15 protein-coding genes are annotated in these 24,312 nt (G+C 30.5%); 3 read left to right on the top strand and 12 right to left on the bottom strand.

Annotated elements, in window-relative coordinates:
* Positions 1 to 25: 25 nt before the first annotated feature.
* The 9 genes from ACN5J4_RS07930 to ACN5J4_RS07890 all read right to left on the bottom strand — a co-directional run bounded on the left by ACN5J4_RS07930 (position 26) and on the right by ACN5J4_RS07890 (position 11,825).
* Entirely contained in the window at positions 26 to 319 is a 294-nt protein-coding gene (locus ACN5J4_RS07930) for a FoF1 ATP synthase subunit delta/epsilon (RefSeq protein ID WP_418649477.1), read from the bottom strand.
* Between the two features lie 39 nt (positions 320 to 358).
* A complete protein-coding gene (atpD, locus tag ACN5J4_RS07925) occupies positions 359 to 1,870 on the bottom strand; it encodes a F0F1 ATP synthase subunit beta (protein ID WP_418649476.1) in 1,512 nt (503 codons plus the stop codon).
* A 180-nt stretch (positions 1,871 to 2,050) separates the two neighbouring features.
* Positions 2,051 to 3,418, bottom strand: coding sequence for an OmpA family protein (locus ACN5J4_RS07920; protein WP_418649475.1), 1,368 nt, complete (start codon positions 3,416 to 3,418; stop codon positions 2,051 to 2,053).
* 230 nt (positions 3,419 to 3,648) lie between these two features.
* Positions 3,649 to 6,771 (bottom strand): UvrD-helicase domain-containing protein, encoded by a 3,123-nt coding sequence (locus ACN5J4_RS07915; protein ID WP_418649474.1) that lies wholly within the window; start codon positions 6,769 to 6,771, stop codon positions 3,649 to 3,651.
* A gap of 450 nt (positions 6,772 to 7,221) precedes the next feature.
* Positions 7,222 to 8,382 carry a metal ABC transporter permease gene (locus tag ACN5J4_RS07910; RefSeq protein WP_418649473.1) on the bottom strand — a complete coding sequence of 387 codons (1,161 nt, stop codon included), beginning with the start codon at positions 8,380 to 8,382 and terminating at the stop codon, positions 7,222 to 7,224.
* Positions 8,375 to 9,499: a metal ABC transporter permease gene (locus ACN5J4_RS07905; RefSeq protein WP_418649472.1), complete on the bottom strand. Its 1,125-nt coding sequence runs from the start codon at positions 9,497 to 9,499 to the stop codon at positions 8,375 to 8,377. Before ACN5J4_RS07905 ends, ACN5J4_RS07910 begins: the two co-directional genes overlap by 8 nt.
* Positions 9,499 to 10,239, bottom strand: a complete 741-nt coding sequence (locus tag ACN5J4_RS07900) for a metal ABC transporter ATP-binding protein (protein WP_418649471.1) — start codon at positions 10,237 to 10,239, stop codon at positions 9,499 to 9,501. Before ACN5J4_RS07900 ends, ACN5J4_RS07905 begins: the two co-directional genes overlap by 1 nt.
* Positions 10,240 to 10,255: 16 nt before the next feature.
* Positions 10,256 to 11,167 (bottom strand): metal ABC transporter solute-binding protein, Zn/Mn family, encoded by a 912-nt coding sequence (locus tag ACN5J4_RS07895; protein ID WP_418649470.1) that lies wholly within the window; start codon positions 11,165 to 11,167, stop codon positions 10,256 to 10,258.
* A 1-nt stretch (position 11,168) separates the two neighbouring features.
* Complete coding sequence (locus ACN5J4_RS07890) at positions 11,169 to 11,825, bottom strand: metal-dependent transcriptional regulator (protein WP_418649469.1); 657 nt, start codon at positions 11,823 to 11,825, stop codon at positions 11,169 to 11,171.
* A gap of 129 nt (positions 11,826 to 11,954) precedes the next feature.
* Between ACN5J4_RS07890 and ACN5J4_RS07885 the strand changes: the two genes are divergently transcribed.
* From ACN5J4_RS07885 to ACN5J4_RS07875, 3 genes are all read left to right on the top strand, one after another.
* Positions 11,955 to 14,288: a TonB-dependent receptor gene (locus tag ACN5J4_RS07885; protein ID WP_418649468.1), complete on the top strand. Its 2,334-nt coding sequence runs from the start codon at positions 11,955 to 11,957 to the stop codon at positions 14,286 to 14,288.
* Positions 14,289 to 14,481: 193 nt separating this feature from the next.
* Positions 14,482 to 17,298: a TonB-dependent receptor domain-containing protein gene (locus ACN5J4_RS07880; RefSeq protein ID WP_418649467.1), complete on the top strand. Its 2,817-nt coding sequence runs from the start codon at positions 14,482 to 14,484 to the stop codon at positions 17,296 to 17,298.
* A gap of 39 nt (positions 17,299 to 17,337) precedes the next feature.
* Positions 17,338 to 18,534 carry a multidrug transporter gene (locus tag ACN5J4_RS07875; protein ID WP_418649466.1) on the top strand — a complete coding sequence of 399 codons (1,197 nt, stop codon included), beginning with the start codon at positions 17,338 to 17,340 and terminating at the stop codon, positions 18,532 to 18,534.
* Positions 18,535 to 19,479: 945 nt separating this feature from the next.
* On the opposite strand, the gene infB is transcribed toward ACN5J4_RS07875, so the two are convergent.
* From infB to rimP, 3 genes are all read right to left on the bottom strand, one after another.
* Positions 19,480 to 22,362, bottom strand: coding sequence for a translation initiation factor IF-2 (infB, locus tag ACN5J4_RS07870; protein ID WP_418649465.1), 2,883 nt, complete (start codon positions 22,360 to 22,362; stop codon positions 19,480 to 19,482).
* Between the two features lie 130 nt (positions 22,363 to 22,492).
* A complete protein-coding gene (gene nusA / locus ACN5J4_RS07865; protein ID WP_418649464.1) occupies positions 22,493 to 23,749 on the bottom strand; it encodes a transcription termination factor NusA in 1,257 nt (418 codons plus the stop codon).
* A 12-nt stretch (positions 23,750 to 23,761) separates the two neighbouring features.
* Entirely contained in the window at positions 23,762 to 24,223 is a 462-nt protein-coding gene (gene rimP / locus ACN5J4_RS07860) for a ribosome assembly cofactor RimP (protein ID WP_418649463.1), read from the bottom strand.
* Between the last annotated feature and the right edge of the window lie 89 nt (positions 24,224 to 24,312).

The following is a 24,312-nucleotide window of genomic DNA, read 5'->3' as shown; positions in this document are numbered from 1 at the left end:
TTTTTTTATTTATATAAATAAGTAATTAATCTGCTAGAATAATTGCCTTATTATCTTTCATCTCTAAAGTTCCTGATTTGATGGCTAAGGTTAACACCTTATCATCTTCTGGTAAACTTGCAATACTTCCATTTAAATCATCAAAAATTAAATGATTTTTTGTGTGTACATGTATTTTAACAATCCCTTTACTTAAAATAGACACTACTGCAGCGTGATCATTTAACATTTGGAACTCTCCATTAATACCCGGTACAGTTACCGAATCAACTTCTGATGAAAATAAGATAGCTTCTGGAGTTACAATTTCTAAAAACATAATTTAAATAGGATTAATTGTTGTTAATTGTTACTTGAATTATGCTTCAGCTAACATTTTTTCACCAGCATCAATAGCTTCTTGAATTGACCCTTTTAAGTTAAATGCAGCTTCTGGATACTTATCTAACTCTCCATTCATAATCATATTAAATCCTTTAATAGTATCTTTAATATCAACTAAACATCCAGGAATACCAGTAAATTGTTCTGCTACGTGGAATGGCTGCGATAAGAAACGTTGAACACGACGCGCTCTGTGAACTACTAACTTATCTTCTTCAGATAATTCTTCCATACCTAATATGGCAATAATATCTTGTAATTCTTTATATCGTTGTAAAATTTCTTTTACGTTTGTTGCTGTGTCATAGTGTTCAGCTCCTAAAACCTCAGCAGATAAAATTCTTGAGGTAGAATCTAAAGGATCTACTGCAGGATAAATACCTAATTCTGCAATTTTACGAGACAATACCGTTGTTGCATCTAAGTGAGCAAATGTTGTTGCTGGTGCTGGATCTGTTAAATCATCTGCAGGTACATAAACTGCCTGTACAGATGTAATAGATCCTTTTTTAGTAGAAGTAATACGTTCTTGCATTGCTCCCATTTCGGTAGCTAATGTTGGCTGGTATCCTACTGCTGATGGCATACGACCTAATAATGCCGACACCTCAGAACCTGCTTGTGTAAAACGGAAAATATTATCAACGAAGAAAAGTACATCTTTTCCTTGTGCTTCTCCTGCTCCATCACGGAAATACTCAGCAATTGTTAATCCAGATAATGCAACACGTGCACGTGCCCCAGGTGGTTCGTTCATTTGTCCGAATACAAAAGTAGCTTTCGAACCTCTCATTCCTGGTTTATCAACTTTTGACAAATCCCATCCTCCTTCTTCCATAGAATGCATAAAATCATCACCATATTTGATAATTCCAGACTCTAACATCTCTCTTAATAAATCGTTTCCTTCACGAGTTCTTTCACCTACTCCTGCAAATACAGATAAACCTCCATGTCCTTTTGCAATGTTGTTAATTAACTCTTGAATTAATACGGTTTTACCTACTCCTGCTCCACCAAATAATCCAATTTTACCTCCTTTTGCATACGGCTCAATTAAATCAATTACTTTAATACCTGTAAATAAAACTTCTGTTGATACAGATAAGTCTTCAAATTTTGGGGCTTGACGGTGAATTGATAAACCTGCATCTCCGGTTTTAGGTAAATCACCTAAACCATCAATAGCATCACCTGTAACATTAAATAAACGTCCATAAATATCACTACCTATAGGCATTTGAATAGGATTACCAGTAGCAATTACTTCTGTACCTCTGCTTAAGCCATCAGTCGCATCCATAGAAATAGTACGAACTGTATCTTCCCCTATGTGTTGTTGAACCTCTAATACTAAAATTGAACCATCAGCTTTTTTAATTTCTAATGAATCGTAAATTTTTGGTAATTCAGCATTTTCTGTATTAAACTCAACATCGATAACTGGACCAATAATTTGAGAAACTTTACCTGTTATTGTAGACATTACTATATGTAATTAAAGTTATTTAATTTTCTATGCGAGCTTTAGCCCTTTTTCAAAGGTGCAAAGGTAATTTTTTTAGTGGAATTTAAAAAACGTTTTACCCTATTTTTAATAAATATATTATACAAAAAAATGCCTCACTAACGTGAGGCATTTGATATTTATAAATGTTTGATTAAATTATTTAACTAATTTAATTTCAACACGTCTGTTTTGAGCTCTACCTTCTCTTGTTTTGTTATCAGCAATTGGATAATCTTCACCAAACCCTGCAGATGATAATCTTGAAGTTGGAATACCCGCTTTAACAGATAAGTAATCTAAAACAGCTTTAGCTCTTTTTTCAGATAACCTTAAGTTACTCGCAGCTTTACCTTGACTATCAGTATGACCTTGTACACTAAAGTTAGCTTTAGGGTATTCTTTCATAATTGAAGCAATTCTATCTAAATTAGCAATAACACCAGGCTTAAAAGTTGTTCTACCTGAGTTAAAGTAAATAGCTCTTGCAAAGTCATTTAATTTTTTCTCAGCCGCTTTAGTAATTAACACTTCTGGACAACCGTTGTTAGAAACAACACCTGCAACCGTAGGACATTTATCATCCTTATCTAAAACACTATCTCCATCTGTATCAACATAAGGACATCCTGAATTATCAACTGGACCTGCAACTGTAGGGCACTTATCTTTAGCATCAACAACACCATCACCATCTGTATCAGGACATCCGTTGTTTGCTTTTGTTCCTTTTACAGTAGGACAAGCATCATCTTTATCAGCAATCCCATCACCATCAGTATCAGGACAACCATTTAAAGCAGCTAAACCTGCAACTTCTGGACATGCGTCATCTGCATCTTTAATACCATCAGCATCTGTATCAGGACAACCGTTAAATTCTTTTAAACCTGCTACTTCTGGACAAGCATCATCTTTATCAAAAATACCATCACCATCTGTATCAGTACCTCCAAATCTAAATACTAAACCAAGAGAGTGTTGAAATACATCTCTTCCTTCATCATTAAAACCATGCTTATAACCAGTTTGAAAATTCAAACCTAAGTTATCATTAAACCAAGTATTAAAACCTAATCCTCCAATTAAAACACCATCTCCTTCATCATCAATAGATTGGTAACCTCCACCTAATGCTACATAAGGATCAAACCATGAAGTTTCACCAAATAAATTATTTAAGTCGTATTTTACAACCGCATCAATAGAGTAATATAAATCATCCGCATCATCCTTATTAACAATTGTTTTAAGCTTTGTTAAAGAACCTGCTAATTGTAAAGAAAACCCATCTTTCAAGTACTTATCTACTGAAATTCTAGAAATTGATGGAATAGTGTTACCTTCCCATTCTGTTGTACCAACATAATCTTCTAAATTAGTTCCAAAGTCATCTGTATAAGCTCTTACATCTACAGTGTTAACTCCAAAACCAACAACCCAAGGGTTATTTGAATCCTGTGCGTTTGTCGTTGCTACAGTAGCAAACGTAAACAAAGCTATCACAGCTAATTTGATTTGTTTCATTATAAAATAATTTAAATTAAAAGTTCGTTTTATATATATCGCAAATGTAAGTTGTTATAACTTATTTACAAAAGCAAATCTACAAAAACTTATAACAAAAGCAAGTTTTTTAATTTAATATATTTAAATCACATATACCTCTTTACCTACGCTTCTAAAATAATTATTTTTATTAAGATTAGTTATTTGCTAAAACTAATATTAATAGCCTTATAAGATAAATGAAAAATCTAAACCTCCTCAATTATTTTTTCTCCATTTATATATATGAGTATTTTTTTGTCAACTTTAAAACCCATTGAATTCAAAACACGTTCATACTTAAGTAGCTGTTGATGATAACTCTTTGATGGTTTTCCTGTTTTGTAATCAATAATTGTTACTTTATTATCTTTAAAAACTAATCTATCTGGAATTAAAATTTGATTATCAACATCTACAATTTCACGCTCATTATATATAGTTACATCTTCAGAATAATATTTACTTAACATAGAGTGGTTAACTATCTTATTAATATCATCTTCAATCACTAACGATTGTTGTTTATCTACAACACCTTGTTGTTCATATTGATGAACAACTCTAGCAACATCATGTTGAGTTATAATTTTAGCCATCATTTCATGAATTAAATTACCAAACTCAATAGCTTTACCTTGTTCGGTATTCCATAATTTTGATGCACTAGCCAACATATGAATATTATGATCTTGCCAAGGTGTTGATATAAATTTTTCTTGAACTTCGGCTAATGACTCAATTTCTTTTATTTTACTTACCCTTACAAACTCTCCAAAAGAATAAGTTAGTAAATCATTACTCCATAAATTATTCTCTTTTAAATAATTAATAAAGACTCCTGAATAATAATTAGTATTTTCTTCTCCTTTTGATGATATTCTATACTCTGTAATAATATGTAATTGCTCTACCGCACGTGTCAATGCAACATATAAAAGATTAAAGTTATCTAACTCTAATTCTTCTCGTTGTTCATTGTATATTTGAGCACCACGATTATTTATAAATTTTAAATCTTTATTAAACGGCACCAATAAATCTTTAAAATTTTCAAAATCAGCTGGCAATTCATCCAACCAAACTTTCGGATTTATTTGTCGATAAATTTCTAAATCGTACGGAAAAATAACCACTGGAAATTCTAACCCTTTCGATTTATGAATGGTCATTACCTGAACTGCGTTACCACTTTCAGGAGCAACAATGCTTAAATTTGCTTTTTTATCTGCCCAAAAATCTAAAAATTCTTGAATGCTAGTTCCTTTTCGTTGTTGCTCTAAAACTACATCTAAAAAAAACTGAACATAAGCATCCGATAAATTAATCAACTTAAAACTTCTTATAATTTCCTCTACCTTTTCATAAAACGGTAATTGATGAAAAACAGCTAATTCAAAAAATAACTGATACCTTATTAATTGTTTAAAAACAGTATCAATAGGCTGATGAATGACTGATGAAATAAACGAATGTTTTGCTACATCTAATTGTAGATGATCGTGTAAAAAGTACAACATTTCTAATAAAGCTTCCTTATCATTTGGATGCTGAATTACCTGTAATACATTAACAATAAAATTAACCTTTGAACTATTTTCTAACAATAAGGTTTCTGAAGAAATAATACTAATACCATTTTCAGATAAATAATTTGCTACCGCAATTCCGTCTTTTTTCTTACGAACTAGCACACAAATTTCATTTAAACAAAAATTGTTTTCTAGACTTTTAATTGTTTCTAAAATTTTCTTCGGATATTTTAAAACCTCGTCAGCAGCATCCTCTTCCTTATCTAAAAAAGATAACGAAACAAAGCCTCCTTTTTTAGCCGTTGTTAACTGCTTATTACCCTCAATAAATAACTGCTTGTAGTTATCATTTTTGAGAAAATTTGAGGTGTGCTGAAAAAACTGATTATTAAAATCAACAATCGTTGTATAACTTCTAAAATTAGTATCTAACGTTTTTATTTGTTTTGGAACGTGAAACGGATTTTTAGAAGCAGATCCTAATGCAATAAACTGCTCTGCCTTTCCTCCACGCCAACGGTAAATAGCCTGTTTACCATCACCAACCAATAGCAAATTGCTATTTTCTTGTGCTAGAGCATTGTCTATTAACGGAATAATATTTTGCCATTGTAATACCGACGTATCTTGCATTTCATCAATAAAATAATGCATAAATCGCTCACCGATGCGTTCATAAATAAACGGCGCAGGTTGGCCTTTTATATTATCTGAAATTAATTGATTGAACTCGGCATTTAATTGAATATTATTTTCTTCTTTAATATTTGTTAATTCTACATTAATGTAATTTAAAACAGCTAACGGAATTACACTTTTTAATGCCAACCTGTTCATTAAAAACTGCTGATACAGTTTTTCAGATTCCATATATAAAGTTAAAAGTTCTGGCAAAATTCCTTCAATTGCACTTTTTATATCGTCAGATTTTGATTTTGAATAAAAATTATTTTCTTCAATATATTCTCGAAGTTTATTTTCATCAAAAAACTTTGCTTTTATCGGATTTTGAGACAATGCCAAAAAATGCTTTGGCAACATCGAATAGTAAAAATCTTTTGCTTCTAATTGTGACGCTGCTATAATTTCTAAACCCTTACTCCCAATTTCTACAAACCTTGTTTTAATTTCTTTTTGACACTTTACCAACTTACTTTTCAATACTGTAAAATTGGCTAATTTTTTATCTGCTAGTTTTCTAAAATACTTAGTATCATCTTCATTTAACAAAATTCTTGAAAACTCATTTAATTCAACCGAAATATCCCAAGAAGTGTCATCATCTGCTTTATCTAAAGAAAAATCTATTAGTAATTTTGTTAAATCAGTATCGGTACCAATTTTAGAAATTAACACATCAACAGCTTCATTTAATAATGAAACCGCGTCCATTTCTACTTCAAAATTCAGTGGCAACCCTAAATCGTAGGCAAAACTTTTTATAATTCGATGCGTAAAACTATCAATAGTAGTAATTGAAAAAGCTGAATAATTTTGTAAAACGGCATCTAATATTTTCTGACTTCGTTCTTGTACCTTTTCTTTATCAATCGAAATTTCTTTAATAATAATTTGAAACAAATCATTTTCTTTTCCTTCCGAAAATTCTTGTAAATTTTCTAAAACACGCTCTTTCATTTCACCAGCAGCTTTGTTGGTAAATGTGATGGCTAATATTTTTTGAAACCTAAAAACATCTTCCGAGTTCAATAAAACTTTAAGATATTCCTTTACTAAAGTAAAAGTTTTTCCACTACCTGCGGATGCATTATATACTTGAAAATTTGATGGATTTTGCACAGAATAATTTTTAATGCAAAATACCTTTTTAAAGCACATCAAACAAGATAGAAGCTTAACAATATAATTAATAAGAATAAAAATATTTTGAAGCAATTTCCCGCTTTCCGCACTCGCTTTTTTTGTTTTTTAAAAAGAAAAACAAAAAAGAGCTCAAACAATTGCTACAATCGGGGCTAAAAATTTTTACTCTTTTTGATATTTAGAAAAAACTATTTACATCCTACTTTAAAAAGATGAAATTTTAAAATAGCTATCAGATAAAACTTAGAGCCTATTTCATGTTTCATTTAAAACATTTTATAGCTAAAAAACCGAATCCGTCAAACTGAATTTATTTCAGTTTCGCATCCTGATTTGCCGTATTTCTTTGCATTATGCGATGCTGAAATAAATTCAGCATGACGTTTAAATATTAAAAAAAACTTTAGTTAAAATTTTAACAGACTTTTATCCTCTAAATAAAAAGAAGTCTTTTTTCATTGATTCAATTTCAGAATCATCATTAGTAATAATATAATCGATTGCTTTTTCAGTAAACATTTTACCTTTTTCAGTAAGCGATATAATATTATTATCAATAAAAATTAGATTATTTTTATCAGCCAACTCAACAATAGATTTTGCTTTTAATTTATGCCAATTAATATGTTCATTTAAATGATTTACATGACGTTCTCTTTCTTCTTTATGATTATTTAAATGCAATAAAAAAGTAAGTAATTGTACTTCTTTTTGCTGTTGTCTATTTCGATATAAAACAGCAATCAAACCACTATTTGGAGCGAATAAATAAACCAGAAAAAACACAAAACCAAGCATTGTTATCATTGAACCAGAAATAGAAGCATCTAAATAATGTGCTAGCCAGTAACCTGAAATAGCCGAAAACATTCCAAAAAACACGGCATACATTAACATTTTCTTTAAATCATTAGTTAATAAATATGCTGTGGCTGCAGGTGCAATCATTAACGCGACTACTAAAATTGCCCCAACTGCATCAAAAGCTCCGACAGTTGTTATCGAGGCTACACTCATTAATCCATAATGAATTACGATTGGAGAAAATCCTAAAGCTGTTGCCAAACCAGGATCAAACGTACTTACTTTTAATTCTTTAAAAAAGGCGATTAAAAGTGTTAAAGTGATTAGTAAAATAGTTCCTATAAGCCATAATGATTTTGGACCTATATCAATTCCATTAATTAATAATCTATCAAACGGAGCAAATGCCAATTCCCCTAATAAAACGGCATCAACATCTAAATGAATATCATTGGCATTTTTAGCAATTAAAAGCACACCGATACTAAATAAAGCAGGAAACACCAATCCGATTGCAGTATCTTCTTTTACTAATTTTGTTTTCTGAATATACTCTACTAAAATCACGGTTAAAATTCCTGATAAAGCACCCATTAAAATTAATAAAGGCGAATTTAAATCGTGAGTAATAAAAAAACCAATTACCAAACCTGGTAAAATAGAATGACTAATTGCGTCACTAATTAACGCCATTTTTCGCAATACCAAAAACACACCAGGTATTGCACAAGCTATTGCTACTAGGCTTGCAATTAATTGTATTTCAATTTGAGCACTACTCATTTTCTATATTTTGATTGTATAAATTACCTGCAAATTCGTATCCTTCTTCGGTCATTGACCACATTCTGCCTGATAATTTGATATATTTTTTTTCTTCTAACTTTTTTAAAGTTCCTTTTGTATATCCTTGAAAATTATTTAAAATTTTTATCGCATGCGGATGCGATTTATCCTCATGTGTTTTTACCAAATCAAACATAAAAGACAAGGTTTTATGTAATTTCAAATCTCTACGATTTTTTAAAAAACGTATCTGACTAAAAAGCAAACCTCTTGATGGTGAAAAAATAAAAGAAAACACCACAAACACAGCCGCAACTAATACAATTACAGGTCCTGTAGATAAATTTGCTTGACTTGCACTAATTCCTGTTCCAACAACACCAGCAACCGAACCGAAAATTGCCGCTAAAACAACCATGGTACTCAAACTATTTGTCCATTGACGGGCTGCCGCCGCCGGAGCTAATAACATTGCACTCATTAAAACAACTCCAACGGTTTGTAAACCTAAAACAATTGCCAATACAATAAAACTTGTAATTAATCCATCGATAAATTTAACGTTGAAACCTAAGGTTTTTGCATAATCAGCATCAAATAATAAAAGTTTAAATTCTTTCCAAAAAAGTAATAAAACTCCTAAACAAACAGCGGTTACAATTGCCATAAACCAAACATCTTTAACTAATAAAGTTGCTGCCTGACCGAATAAAAACTTATCCAATCCTGACTGATTTGCATTCGGTTGTTTTTGAATGAAGGTTAAAAGTAACATTCCAAATCCGAAGAAAACAGAAAGAATCAATCCTAAAGCAGTATCGGTTTTTAAATGCGTGTTTTTTACAATTCCACGAATCCAAAAAGCACCGATTAATCCGCTAATTAAAGCACCTAATAATAAAACATTCGTATCTTTTGTTCCTGTAATTAAAAATGCAATCGCAATTCCAGGAAGTGAAGCATGTGAAATCGCATCGCCGAGTAAACTTTGTTTTCTTAAAACTGCAAAGCTCCCTAACATTCCACAGATAGCGCCTAAAATTGCCGTTCCAATGGTAATAGTTCGAAGGGTATAATCTGAAAAAACGAGTTTAAAATATTCTTGTAAATCCATTATTGTTGCACACTTACTTTATAATTAATTCCGTAAGTTTTGGTTAAATTATCATCATTAAAAATTTCTTTAACAGGACCTGTGGCTATTTTTTTCACATTTAAAAAAGTTACCCAATCGAAATATTCGGGTACAGTTTGCAAATCGTGATGTACTACAATTACAGTTTTTCCTGCTTTTCGAAGTTCTTTTAAAATATTGATAATAGTAATTTCAGTAGTTGCATCAACTCCCTGAAAAGGTTCATCCATAAAATAAATAGCCGCATTTTGTGCCAAAGCTCTGGCTAAAAAAACACGCTGTTGCTGTCCTCCTGAAAGCTGAGAAATTTGACGACTTTTAAAAGCTAACATCCCTACCTTTTCAAGCGCTTCTAAAGCTGTTTTTTTCTGAGCTCTTCCAGGTCTTTTAATCCAACCTAAACTCCCGTAAGTTCCCATCATAACAACATCTAAAGCAGTTGTAGGAAAATCCCAATCTACACTTCCTTTTTGTGGAACATAGGCTACTAATTTCCGTTGTTTTTCATACGATTTTCCGTAGATAGAAACACTTCCTGCAATAGGTTTTATAATTCCTAAAATAGATTTTATCAACGTAGATTTTCCTGCTCCATTCGGCCCTACAATTGCCATTAAAACACCTTCAGGAATGGCTAAATCAATATCCCAAAGTACAGGTTTGTAATTATAAGCAACTGTTAAATCATCAACAGTTACTGCATATTTTGTTTCACTCATTTGTATTATCTGTTGATTATTTTAAGGCGTTTACAATCGTATTTATATTTGCGTTGTACATTCCAATATACGTTCCTTCAATTGTTCCTGCGCTTCCTAAAGCATCAGAATATAAAGTTCCGCCAATAACAACTTCTTGATTTTTCGATTTTACAGCAGCCTGTAAAGCTTCAATAGTTCGTTTTGGAACTGAACTTTCTACAAAAATTGCTTTCACTTTGTTATCAATAATAAACTTTGCTAATTTTTGAACATCCTGAACACCCGCTTCCGTTGCTGTTGATAAACCTTGTAAACCAACAACATTAAATTTGTGTTGTCTTCCGAAATAATTAAAGGCATCGTGTGCGGTTACTAAAATTCTTTTTTCATGAGGCAATTCATTTATTTTATTCGCCACTTGTTTATTTAATGCTTGTAATTTTTCTAAATATATTTTTGCGTTTTTTTTATAAAATGATGCGTTTTCAACATCTATTTGTCCTAATTTATCAGCAACATAAGTTGTCATTTTTGTCCAATTAGTAATATCAAACCAAATATGCGGATCGTAATTTGAAGCAAAAAGTGCTGATTCGATTAAATTATTTTTAGCAATAACATCAGAAATAACAATTGTTTTTTTATTTTGATGTTGCATTTTTTCAAATACTTCTTCTAATTTTCCTTCTAAATGTAAACCATTATAGATAACAACATCGGCATTAAATAATTTAGAAACATCGCCTTCACTTGCTTTGTATAAATGCGGATCAACTCCTGCACCCATTAAACCATTTATATCAATTTTATCTCCACCAATATTTTTTACTAAATCGGTAATCATAGTAGTTGTTGTAACTACATTTAATTTTCCATTTCGTTTTTTTTCAGTTGTTTTACAGCTTACAACTGTTAAAACAATAAGTAATATTATTATTTTTTTCATATTATTTTTTCTGGATATAAATATTATTGGCTACTTTATTTGAAATCGTCATTTCTTTATCATTTATCTTTACTAAAAAAGAATCATCAAAAGGTTCTTTATCTAAGACTTCTATATGTTGTCCTAATCCTATTTCTTGCTTATCTAAAAAGCGTAAAAATTCGGAAGAAGTATCATTAACACCAACACAAACTCCTTGTTCTGTTTTGTTTAATGTTGATAATAAACTTTTTTGGATTTGAGGCAAATTCCCTTCTTTATCAGGAATCGGATCACCATGCGGATCTGTTTTTGGGTGTCCTAAAAAAGCATCTAACTCATCAATTAATTTTGGCGATTGAATATGTTCCAATTGCTCGGCAACCTCATGCACCTCATCCCAAGAAAAATTTAATTTTTCGACTAAAAAAACTTCCCACAAACGGTGTTTCCTAATAATATTAGCAGCCGTTTTTTTACCAAAATTAGTTAAAGTAACTCCTTGATATTTTTTATAGATAACAACTTCTTTATCCGATAATTTTTTAATCATATCTGTTACCGAAGAAGCTTTAGTCGCTAACATATTTGCAATAGCATTTGTCGAAATTCCTTTATCAGATAATAATGCTAAATGATAAATTGTTTTAATATAGTTTTCTTCTGATTGACTAAACATATTCTTTTTTTGATGATACAAATATATGTGTTTTCATTTACATAAAATAATCTTTAGACAAGTCTAAAAATTATTTTACATTTGCTAAAATTTTAAAAAAGACATCACTAAAAATAATATCAATAAATTATGAGAAAAGTAATTTTAGTTGCATTTTTACTAATCACCATTTATAGTAAAGCACAAACTATTACAGGAAAAGTAACTACATCAAAGGGTGAAGTATTATCATTTGCCAATATTTCTATTAAAAATAATAGCGCTGGTGTAAATGCCGATGAAAATGGAAATTTTATTTTAGAAAATGTTAAAGCTAAAAAAGTAACGTTGGTCGCTTCTTTTACAGGGTATATTTCATCTCAAAAACGAATAACAGTATCTACAACAAAAGAAAATATTATTAATTTTACGCTAACCGAACATGCTGAATTATTAGATCAAATTACCATAACAGGAACACGAACCGACAGACGAAGTACAAAAAACCCTGTGATTGTTAACGTAATTAACAGCCAAACTTTAGCCGATGTACAGGCGTGTAATTTATCGGAAGGATTAAAATTTCAAACAGGTTTACGTGTAGAAACTGATTGTCAAACTTGTAATTATACGCAATTGCGAATGAATGGTTTATCTGGCGGATACTCACAAATATTAATAAATGGTCGCCCAATTTTTAGTCCGCTAACTGGTTTGTATGGTTTAGAGCAAATCCCAACCAATATGATTGACAGAATTGAAGTAGTTCGTGGTGGTGGCTCTGCATTGTACGGCTCAAGTGCTATTGGTGGTACTGTAAATGTAATTACAAATATTCCTAAAAAAGATGATTATAGTATTGGTTATACGTATCAAAATTTTAAAGGTGCTTCTGATCAGATTATTGCAGGAAATGCAACGGTTGTAAATGAAGATAAAAATGCAGGAATTTCTTTTTTTATCAATAATAGAACTCGTGAAATTTACGATCATAATCGCGATAATTATTCAGAAATTCCAGAATTGAAAAATAATTCATTTGGTGCAAATTTATTTTTCTTACCTACGGATGATCAAAAAATAGAAGTTAATTTTAGTAAAATGAACGAATATCGTTATGGTGGTGAAATGATTGAAAACGTGCCTCATTTCGCTTTACAAGCCGAAGAAAGAATCCATGACGTATATGTAGGAAATGTAGATTATCAAATTAATTTTAATGACGATAAAAGCTCGTTAATTACGTATTTTTCTTCTCAATATACAGGAAGAGATCATTATACAGGAATTCGTCCTGGAACTGAAAATCCAATAGAAGATACTAAACATTTGGCAAATCCACCTTACGGAAATTCAGAAACAACTACTTTTCAAGGAGGACTTCAATTCAATCATAAATTAGAAGATTTCTTAAAAGGAAATAATGTACTTACCATTGGTGGGGAATTTGTACAAGATGATGTTTTTGATGAAATTTCGGCATATAAATATGTAGTTGATCAAATTACTCAAAATTATGGTTTCTTCTTTCAAAGTGATTGGAAAATTAACGATAAATGGAATTTATTAGCAGGTGTTCGTTATGATCATCATAAATTAGATGCCTTAAAAAAGGATGGAACAAGAAAATTTATTATCAATAATGTAGCAAGTCCACGTGTTTCTGTACTATTCAAACCTTTTGAAAATGGACAATTACGTGCCACTTGGGGAACAGGATTTAGAGCGCCTCAAGCTTTTGATACCGATTTACACATGGCTTTTGCTGGTGGTGGAATTTCAAGAGTTCAACTTGCTGATGATTTAAAAAGAGAACGTTCTAATAGTTATACCGTATCTTTTAATTATGATAAACCAACCGAACATTATATTTATGGATTTACCCTAGAAAGTTTTTATACCGAATTAAATGATGCTTTTTATTTAGAAGGAATTGGAGAAGATGAATTTGGAGAAGTTTTTGAAAAAAGAAATGGTGACGGTGCTGTTGTAAACGGAATTACTTTAGAAGGTCGTTTAAATTACGATGGAATTATTCAGTTTGATGCTGGAGTTACCTATCAATCAAGCAAATATAATACTGCAGTAAACAATTCAGATGCTCTTGAAAGTAAAAAAGAGTTTTTACGCACACCGACTACTTACGGATATGCAACTGCTACTTATACACCAAATCAAAAATTTAAAACAGCTTTAAACTTAGTTTATACTGGTAAAATGGATGTACTACATTTAGCTTCTACAGATAATTTAAAAAATGATGAATATTTCAAATCTCCATCATTTTTTAATGTAGGAGTTAAAACAAGTTATGTATTTCAATTAAAGAAACTAAAAACAAATATTGAAGTTTTTGCAGGTATTAAAAATATTCTTGACGAATACCAAACATCATTCGATATAGGTAAAGAACGTGATAGTAATTTTATTTATGGCCCTACAGCCCCTATAACATATACTTTAGGTGTTAAGATATTTAAATAAACTTATAAGATACAACCACTGTTACAGAACATTTATGATTTATCAACAATAACCTGTTAACTATAAATTAACATAACTGGTTTTAGTTAACATTAAATAAACACTCTAGTAAAATAACTATAATTTTAACCTAACATTAGCTTTACAACATAACACCAGATTTGCAATGTATTTAAGAAACTAAGTAAACACAATGAAAAAATTAATAATTATTACTCTTTTAAGCCTTTGTAATTTTGTTTTCTCACAAGACAAAGGAACTATATCAGGTACAATTACCGATAAAGAGATGAATGGAGAACCACTACCTTTCGCTAATGTATTTATTAAAGGAACATCAATTGGAGGTACATCAGACATGGACGGTAAATATAGCCTGAATGTTCCTTTAGGAAATCAAACTTTAGTATTCAGTTTTATTGGATATAAAACAATAGAAAAAAATATTATTGTAAAACTGAATCAACCCGTAATTATAAATCAAGAGCTGGGCGCTAATGAGGGTGTTGCCTTAGACGAAGTTGAAATAAAAGCAACTATCAACAAAGAGAAATCAAGTGCTTTATTACTAGATCAAAAGAAGGCGGTAATAATTAAAGAGAGTATTGGTGCTGAAGAACTTTCTTCTAAAGGTATTTCTAATGCTGCAGGTGCAGTTGCTAAAATATCAGGTGTTTCTAAACAAGAAGGATCTAGTAATGTATATGTTCGTGGATTAGGAGATCGGTATTTAAATACAACTCTTAATGGTCTTTCACTTCCTTCAAATAATATTTCAAAGAAAAATATCGATTTAAATTTATTTCCCTCTGACATTATTCAAAACGTTTCTATTAGTAAAGCATACTCATCTAATTTTTACGGTGACTTTGCTGCAGGTAACATAAACGTATCCTCAAAAGAATATAATGGTAGAGGGTTTGCTGAGTTAAGTATTGGCTCAGGTATAAATTCAAGAGCAATGGGAGAGGATTTTAAAAAAAGTGAAGGTACTGGTAACTTTGGTTATTATAATCGTTTTAAACATAATCCTTTTTCTGTAGTAATTTCACATGGTGTAGATCCAATAAATACAGGTACGCCTATTAATAATTCAATTAGTTTTAATGCTGGTAAATCATTTGATTTTAAAAATGGTACAAGACTAAGTTTATTCGGGACTGCTTCTTTTGATAGAAATTTTGAATACAGAGAAGGTCCTATAGCTGATTTTTCAAATGTATTTAAAAAAGAATTTCCGAATGCAAAAGAATATAAGTATTCAACCTCTACAACAGCAATGATAAGCGCTTTATACAGGCTAAATAGTGAGAATAAAATAAAATACACTTCTCTTTTCTTAAACAACTCTAGCGATGAAGTTGGCTACTATGGATTTAAGGGATTAGGTAAAAATAGAGATGCCTTAAGAAACACTGACAAAGGTTTTTATCAAATGAATGTTCAATACAACCAAGATTTAGTTTTTGTTAATCAATTAACAGGTGAACACAAATTTGATAATGATGAACTAAAAGTAAGTTGGGGTATTGGATACAATAATGTATTTGCTCATGAACCTGATAGAAAGAGAGTAAGTATTGAGAATTTTCAAAACATATTAGATAATGATCCAAATACAAACGCTGTATTTTACACAAATAATTCATTTGATAATCAACGTTATTTCCAGAAAATTATTGATGAGGAATTAAACAGCCGTGTTAGTATTGCTTACAAAGCAAATGAAAATGTTACTTATAATTTTGGTTATAACGGAAGAACAAAGGAAAGAAATTTTAAAAATATTAGATATGGTTACGACATTCTTAATCAACAATATACTGTAAAAGATCCTAACAACTTAAATGAAGTATTCAATATTAATAATGCACAAATATTTAGAAATCAAACTAATAAAATATTTAAACTAGATGTGTTTAGACAATTACCAGGTTTTCAGAATAGTAATATTGTAAGCTTACCGGGGTTAAATGAAAACACCTATAATGGTCAATTAAATATACATGCTGGTTTTGCATCCGCTGAAATTAAATTCGGTGAAAAGTGGATGCTTGTTCCTGGAGTAAGGGCTGAGTCTTTTAATCAAGAAATATCATATGAAGTAATTAATATTAACCCTAATGATCCTGGTAAAAGAAGCGCTTCTGAAACATTTTTCTTACCAAACCTAAACGTAAAATATGCTTTAAAAAATAACCAAAATATACGTTTTAACTTTAGTCAAACAGTATCGGTACCTGAATTTAAAGAAGTAGCTCCTTTTATTTATGAAGGTATTGGACAAAGAGTGGGGGGTAATCCAGATTTACTAAACAATCCTTCATATTCTAAGATATTTAATTTAGACTTAAAGTATGAATGGTTTATTTCCAAAGACGAATTAATGTCTGTAGCTATATTCGGTAAACAAATTAATGATCCAGTTAACTTAGTTATTGCAAATAGTGCAGCTGGAGATCAACGATATTTTAGATCAGGTAATAAGGCAAATGTTGCAGGTATAGAACTTGAGCTTCGTAAAAATTTAGTTAAAGATGAAAATGATATAAGTGTATTATCTACTGGCTTCAACTTTACTTACATGTATACAAACCAAGATTTAAAAGAAAATGTAAGTGGTATTTCTGGTTACAGTACTAATTTTAATAGGAAAAGTGATGAATTACAAGGAGCATCTCCATTCTTAATAAATGCAAACATCAACTATACACCAACACATTATAAAAATTACACGCCAATTACCTCTTTAGTTTTCTCATACTTCTCTGACAGAATTGATGCTCTTGGTGCTGGTAGCTTAGGAAATATTATAGAAAAGGGAGTTCCTAATTTAGACTTTGTATGGAAAAATAAATTTGGTGATAAATGGGATATAACATTAAAAGCTAAAAACATTTTAGACCCTTCAATAAAAAGAGTACGAGAAAAAACACCAATAGGCGATGTTGTTTTATCACAATATAAAAGAGGTACAAATATTAGCTTAGGTCTTAAATATAAATTTTAATAACATATTATAACTTAAAATACAATTAAATTTAAAACGATGAAAAATAATTTTTTACTAGGATTAGCTTTAGCTGCTACTTTATTAACATCTTGTGGAGATGATGAAACTGCAGACATTATTATTAATGATAACAGTGTTACTAATAACACCAATGGAGATGGTAACCCTGATACAAATTTATCAATTGAGTTAAAAGGAAATTATGCTAATAATTTAATGTTAGATGCTAGCAAGTCTTACTTAATAACTGGCCCTGTAATTATTGAAGACGGTGCTACATTAACAATACCTGCTGGAACAATTATAAAAGCAGCTGCAACAGGTGCAGATGTTTATTTAGCAATTGCTCAAGGTGCAAAAATTATAGCAGAAGGAACATCTAATCAACCTATTATTTTTACATCCAATGCAACAACTCAAAACGCTGGTGATTGGGGAGGCTTAATCTTATTAGGTAAAGCACCTATAAACTCAGTTACTGGTGGTGATAATACTTCTACTTCAGAAATTGCAAGCTTACCATATGGTGGTTCTATTTCAGATGATAACTCAGGTATATTACGATATGTAAGAGTAGAATATTCAGGTGGTAAGGCTGATGGTTCCTCTGAAAATAATGGATTTTCTTTCTACGGCGTAGGTAATAAAACTACTGTAGAATATATTCAAATGTTTGAAGGAAAAGATGATGGAGTTGAATTTTTTGGAGGTACAGTAAACGTTAGTAATGTTTCTGTAGTTAATGCAGAAGACGACTCTATTGATTGGACTGAAGGGTATTCAGGAACTATTACAAATGCTTATGTAAAACATGGTACTGATCATGATAAAGGATTTGAATGTGATGGTTATAATACTGACATAGGTAACTTATCTACAAATAAATTCTTTTCAAAACCAACAGTAACAAATGTTACTATTGAAGGGTTAGGATCAGGAACAGGTAATGAAGCTATTCGTTTAAGAGCAGGTACTCAAGGTATATTTACAAACATTTTATTAGTTGGTTTTGAAGAAGGTTTTGATCTTGATGGTGATGCAACAGATAATCCTACTGGTAAAGGTGTTACTGAAGGAAATTTAAAAGCTACCAATGTTAAATTTGATGATGTAACTGTTAAAGTAAAAAATGATACAGGTGTTGCTTTTTCTGAAACTGATTTTCTATCTGAAAATAATAACGCAACAGGTACAGATTACGCTACTTGGGGAGCAGGTTGGACTAGAGAATAAAAATTAAAGACAAATATAAAATTTTTAGAATACCTTTATTAATCCAGAAAAGCTAAGCTTTTCTGGATTTTTTATTTCTTATAAATAAAATCATCTAAATAACTTTTAACTTTATGAATAATTACTCAAATGTTATAATTATAATGAACTGTTTGAAAAAATAAAATTGCAACTTCATAAAAAAAATTAGTTATCTAACTTAAACTTAGATACACAATTATACATAAATTTAGTCTAACTTTTTATATTCTAAAAAGAGAGAAAAATACTTATTTTTTAACAAAGTATGAAATATCACACGTAGTTAAAAATTAATGATTCAAATAAAACTTAATTTTTTTGGTGCAGGAATAACAATATGAGAGATAATAAATTATGAGAGTTTATTATGATAATTATAAGAAACTCTCATAGAAAAGGGAATTAAAAATAGAATTAGTAAGTTTAAAAATGAATAACTATTAAAGTAATTTTCTAGTCATTAATATGTTCATAGTAAAATATTTAAGATTGTTAAATAATCTATTATAGTAATAATCATAACACTAATAATGCTATTTAATAGCAAAGTATAAATTAATAAAAAACATCATTATTTTGAAGATAAGTTACAGAATATTATTGACAAACACGAATTATGGCAATATGTAAAGATATTATAAATCATTTAGATCCTATGACAAATAAAATTGAGCCTCTTAGAGGATCTTAAACTATTTTTTAAGCAAATATTAAAGAGTACAAGAAAATAGTCTATTTAAAAAAACTAATTAATAAATATCTAGCTTATTATTAAACTTATAAAGCTACATTAATAATTATGTATAATTCTTATTTTATAGTAAAAAAAATACACTTAGAGAAATAGCCTATTTTATAATATATTACGCACAAAAAAAGACACCTCTTTAAAGGTGTCTTTTTATTACTTTATTTTTAAATGATTTATTTAAGCTTTTTCTTAACTGCTATTTCAGTATAAGCTTCAATTACATCACCTTCTATAATATCATTATATCCTTTTATTTGAACACCACAATCATAACCTTTAGTTACTTCTTTAACATCGTCTTTAAAACGTTTTAATGAAGTTAATAATCCATCATGCACTACAATTCCGTCTCTAATAATACGAATTTTAGCATCTCTAGTAATTTTACCACTTATTACCATACAACCTGCAATGTTACCAACTTTTGAAATTTTATATACTTCTCTAATTTCAACGTTACCTAAAATTTCTTCTTTCATATCAGGAGATAACATTCCTTCCATAGCATCTTTAAGGTCATTAATAGCATCATATATAATAGAATAAGTTCTAATATCAACCTCTTCTCTATCTGCTACTACACGAGCATTACCTTGTGGACGTACATTAAACCCAACAATAATAGCATCAGAAGCAGTTGCTAATAATACATCAGATTCTGTAATTGCACCAACTCCTTTATGTAAAATATTTACTTGAATTTCTTCGGTTGATAATTTTTGGAATGAATCTGTTAAAGCTTCTACCGAACCATCTACATCTCCTTTTAAAATAATGTTTAATTCTTTAAAATCACCTAACGCTATTCTACGACCAATTTCAGCTAATGTTAATGTTTTTTGAGTTCTTACAGATTGTTCACGTTGTAATTGAGAACGTTTTGCTGCTATTTGTTTAGCTTCACGCTCATCTTCAAATACATTAAACTTATCACCTGCCTGTGGTGCTCCATCTAACCCTAAAATAGATACAGGGGTTGATGGCCCTGCTGCTAATACTTTTTTACCTTTATCATCAAACATAGCTCTAACTTTACCACTATGCTTACCTGCTAATATATAATCTCCAATTTTTAAAGTACCTGCTTGTACTAGAATTGTAGATACATACCCTCTACCTTTATCTAATAATGCTTCAACTACAGCTCCTGTTGCATTTTTATTAGGATTTGCTTTTAACTCTAAAATTTCAGCTTCTAATAAAACTTTCTCTAATAAATCAGGAATACCTTCCCCTGTCTTAGCAGAAATATCTTGCGATTGAATATTACCTCCCCATTCTTCAATTAATAAATTCATTGAAGATAACTGAGTTTTAACATTATCTGGGTTTGCATTTGGTTTATCAATCTTATTAATTGCAAATATGATTGGAACGCCGGCTGCTTGAGCATGAGATATTGCCTCTTTTGTTTGAGGCATTACATCATCATCCGCCGCAACTACAATAATTACTAGATCTGTTACTTGAGCTCCACGAGCACGCATTGCCGTAAAAGCTTCGTGACCTGGTGTATCTAAAAATGCGATTTTTTGATTTCCAACTTGTACTGAATATGCTCCAATATGCTGTGTTATACCTCCAGATTCTCCATCAATTACATTAGCCTTACGAATGTAATCTAATAATGATGTTTTACCATGATCAACGTGTCCCATTACTGTAATAATTGGTGCACGTGTTATTAAATCTTCTGGTTTATCTATAACCTCTTCAATAGACTCTTCAACTTCCGCTCCAACGAACTCTACCTTATAATTAAATTCTTCAGCAACAATAACTAATGTTTCAGCATCTAAACGTTGATTCATTGTTACCATCATCCCTAACATCATACATGAAGAGATAATATTTGTTACTGGAACATCCATCATCGTAGCAACTTCACTTACAGTAACAAATTCTGTTACTTTTAATATTTTGTTATCTAAAGCTTGAGCTTCTAATTCTGCTTCAGTATGTTCTCTATGAGCATCTCTTTTATTTCTACGGTATTTAGCTCCTTTACCTCTTTTAGATTTACCTTGAAGTCTTTCTAAAGTCTCACGTACTTGTTTTTGTACTTCTGCTTCTGTAGGCTCTTCTTTTTTAACTGCTGGTCTTTGAGCCACTCTACCTCTATAAGGTGTACGAGCAGCTCCTCCTCGAGCCGTACCTCTACTTTGTGATGGTCTGGCTGGTGTTCCAGGTTTAGCAGTACCTGGCTTGCTAATTCGTTTACGTTTTCTTTTATCTACATCTGCCTTAGCATCTGGTTTCTTCTTTTTAGGTCTTTCAAATTGTTTTAAATCAATTTTTATACCCGTAATTTTAGGACCGTCAAGTTTTTTATACTGCGTTTTTAATTTCTCAGCATTTTCAGCTGTAACCTCAACAGGTTTCTCAGCCTTAATTTCCTCAGGTTTTGTTTCTACAACCTTTTTAACTTCCTTTACTTCAACTTTTTTAGGTGTTTCTCTTTTCACTACCTCAGGCTTAACTTCCTTAATCTTATTTTCTTTAGGCTGTTCTATTTTTATAGTTGTTTTTTTAACAGGCGCTGTTTTATTAATTTCAACCTTTTCCGTTTGCTTTTCAACTTTCGGCTTTTCAACTTTAATTGTTTCCTGAACAGGTATTTCCTTTTTAGGGGCTTCTAACACCTCTTTTGGTGTTTCTTTTATAGGTGTTTTTTCGTCTTCAACTTTTTTACCAGTTTTAACGTCAATCTTACCTACAGTTTTAAACTCTAATCTTTTAGCTTTGGCTTTTAAAACTTCATGCTTTTTAGTTTCTTCTTCTAACCTCTTCTTCTCTTGTTCTTCTTCAGCACGTAAACGTATAGCTTCTTTCTCTTTACGTTTTTCTTCACTAACTTCTTTAGAGGCTACTTTTTTAGATTTATCTGTTTGAAAACCATCAAATAATATTTGATATTCTGCATCAGAAATTTTAGCAGTAGGACGTGCTTCTATTTTATGACCTTTTTTAGCCAAGTGTTCTACAGCTCTATCTAAAGAAATGTTTAATTCTCTTAATACTTTATTAAGTCTTATTAATTTGTTGCCTTCAGCCATAAATTATTTTATACTTTATATTCAAAAAACACACTTTACCTGTTAGTGTAGTTATGTCCTTTTTCTTTTTTTATCAGATTTTGTATTGATTATCATCAATTTAGCAGGAGACTGATTTCCTATATATCGCTTATTCTTCGAATTCTTCTCTTAAAACTCTTTGAACATCTAAGATTGTTTCTTCCTCCAAATCTGTTCTTTGAACTAACATTGACACATCTTTTTCGAGAACACTTTTTGCTGTATCTAAACCTATTTTCTTAAATTCAGCTATTACCCAAGCTTCTATTTCATCAGAAAATTCTGTTAACTCAACATCTTCCTCTTCAATTCCTTCACGCTGAACATCTATTTCATAGCCTGTTAACTCACTGGCTAAACGAATATTCACACCAGACCTACCAATTGCTTTTGATACTTCTTCTGGTTTTAAAAGTACGCTTACACGACCTTTTTTACCATTTTTCTCTTCATCGTAAGGCTTTATATCTACTGATGTTACTTTAGCAGGACTTAATGCTCTTGCAACGAATAATGCTTCATTTTTAGTATAATTAATTACATCAATATTTTCATTTCCTAACTCACGAACTATTCCATGAATACGAGATCCTTTTACGCCTACACAAGCTCCTACAGGATCAATTCTATCATCGTAAGAATCGACAGCAACTTTTGCTTTATCTCCAGGAATTCTAGCTACACCTTCAATGGTAATTAGCCCATCGAAAACCTCAGGAATTTCTTGCTCAAACAACTTCACCAAAAATGCAGGTGAAGTTCTTGATAAAATTATAGCAGGTTTATTACCTCTTAATTCTACTGATTTTATAACTCCACGAACAGAATCTCCTTTTCTAAAAAAGTCTGAACGAATTTGCTCGCTTTTTGGCAAAACAATTTCATTTCCTTCATCATCCAACAAAATTACGGCATTATGACGAATATGATGTACTTCTGCACTATATATTTCTCCTTCTAAATCTTTAAAATGTTTAAAGATATTGGTACTATCGTGTTCTTGTATTTTAGATATTAAGTTTTGGCGTAATGCTAAAATTGAACGTCTTCCTAAATCTATTAACTTCACCTCCTCTGATACGTCTTCACCTATTTCAAAATCAGGTTCAATTCTTCTAGCTTCTGCAAGCTCTATTTCTTCATTATCATCTTCTGAAAACCCATCTGCAACTACAACTCTATTTCTCCAAATTTCTAAATCTCCTTTATCTGGATTTATAATTATATCAAAGTTTTCATCTGATCCAAACCTACGTTTAAGCGCAGCACGAAACACTTCTTCTAAGATAGACATTAGAGTTACTCTATCTATACTTTTATTATCTTTAAACTCTGAAAATGACTCAATTAACGCAATATTTTCCATTTCATTCTCTTATTAAAATATGATCTTCACTTTTGCTTCTATAATCTCTTCATACGTCAAAACTTTTGTTTTATCTACCGTATGCTTACCTTTACCTATCGGCTTTGGCTCCCTTGCTTTCCAAAATAACATAATATGATCATCAGTTACTTCAGTTAATGTACCTTCAAATTCTTCAGTTAATGTTTTAACTTTTAGAATTCTATTGATATTCTTTTTATATTGACGATTAACAGTAAGAGGGTGCGCAATATCAGGCGTTGTTACCTCTAATGAAAAATCTTCTTCCTCTCTATCTAAATTATGCTCTATTTTTCTACTAATACGCATACACTCACTCAAAGAAACGCCTGAATCACCATCAACAATAACCTTAATCTTACTGTTTGCTAAAAACTGTAAATCAATCAAATATAATGATTCATTTTCTTGTAGTGCTTCTTGTAATAATTCTTTAACTTTTTCTTGATCCATCCTAAGGTATAAAAAGAGGGGACTCACGTCCCCTTCATCTATCTAATTAATAAATTTGGTGCAAATATAGTAAGTTATTCATTAACACG

The organism is Tenacibaculum aestuariivivum (assembly GCF_964507685.1).
GTDB lineage: Bacteria > Bacteroidota > Bacteroidia > Flavobacteriales > Flavobacteriaceae > Polaribacter > Polaribacter aestuariivivum.
Note: the sequence above shows the minus strand (reverse complement) of the source record. Positions and strands in the feature narration are given on the sequence as shown.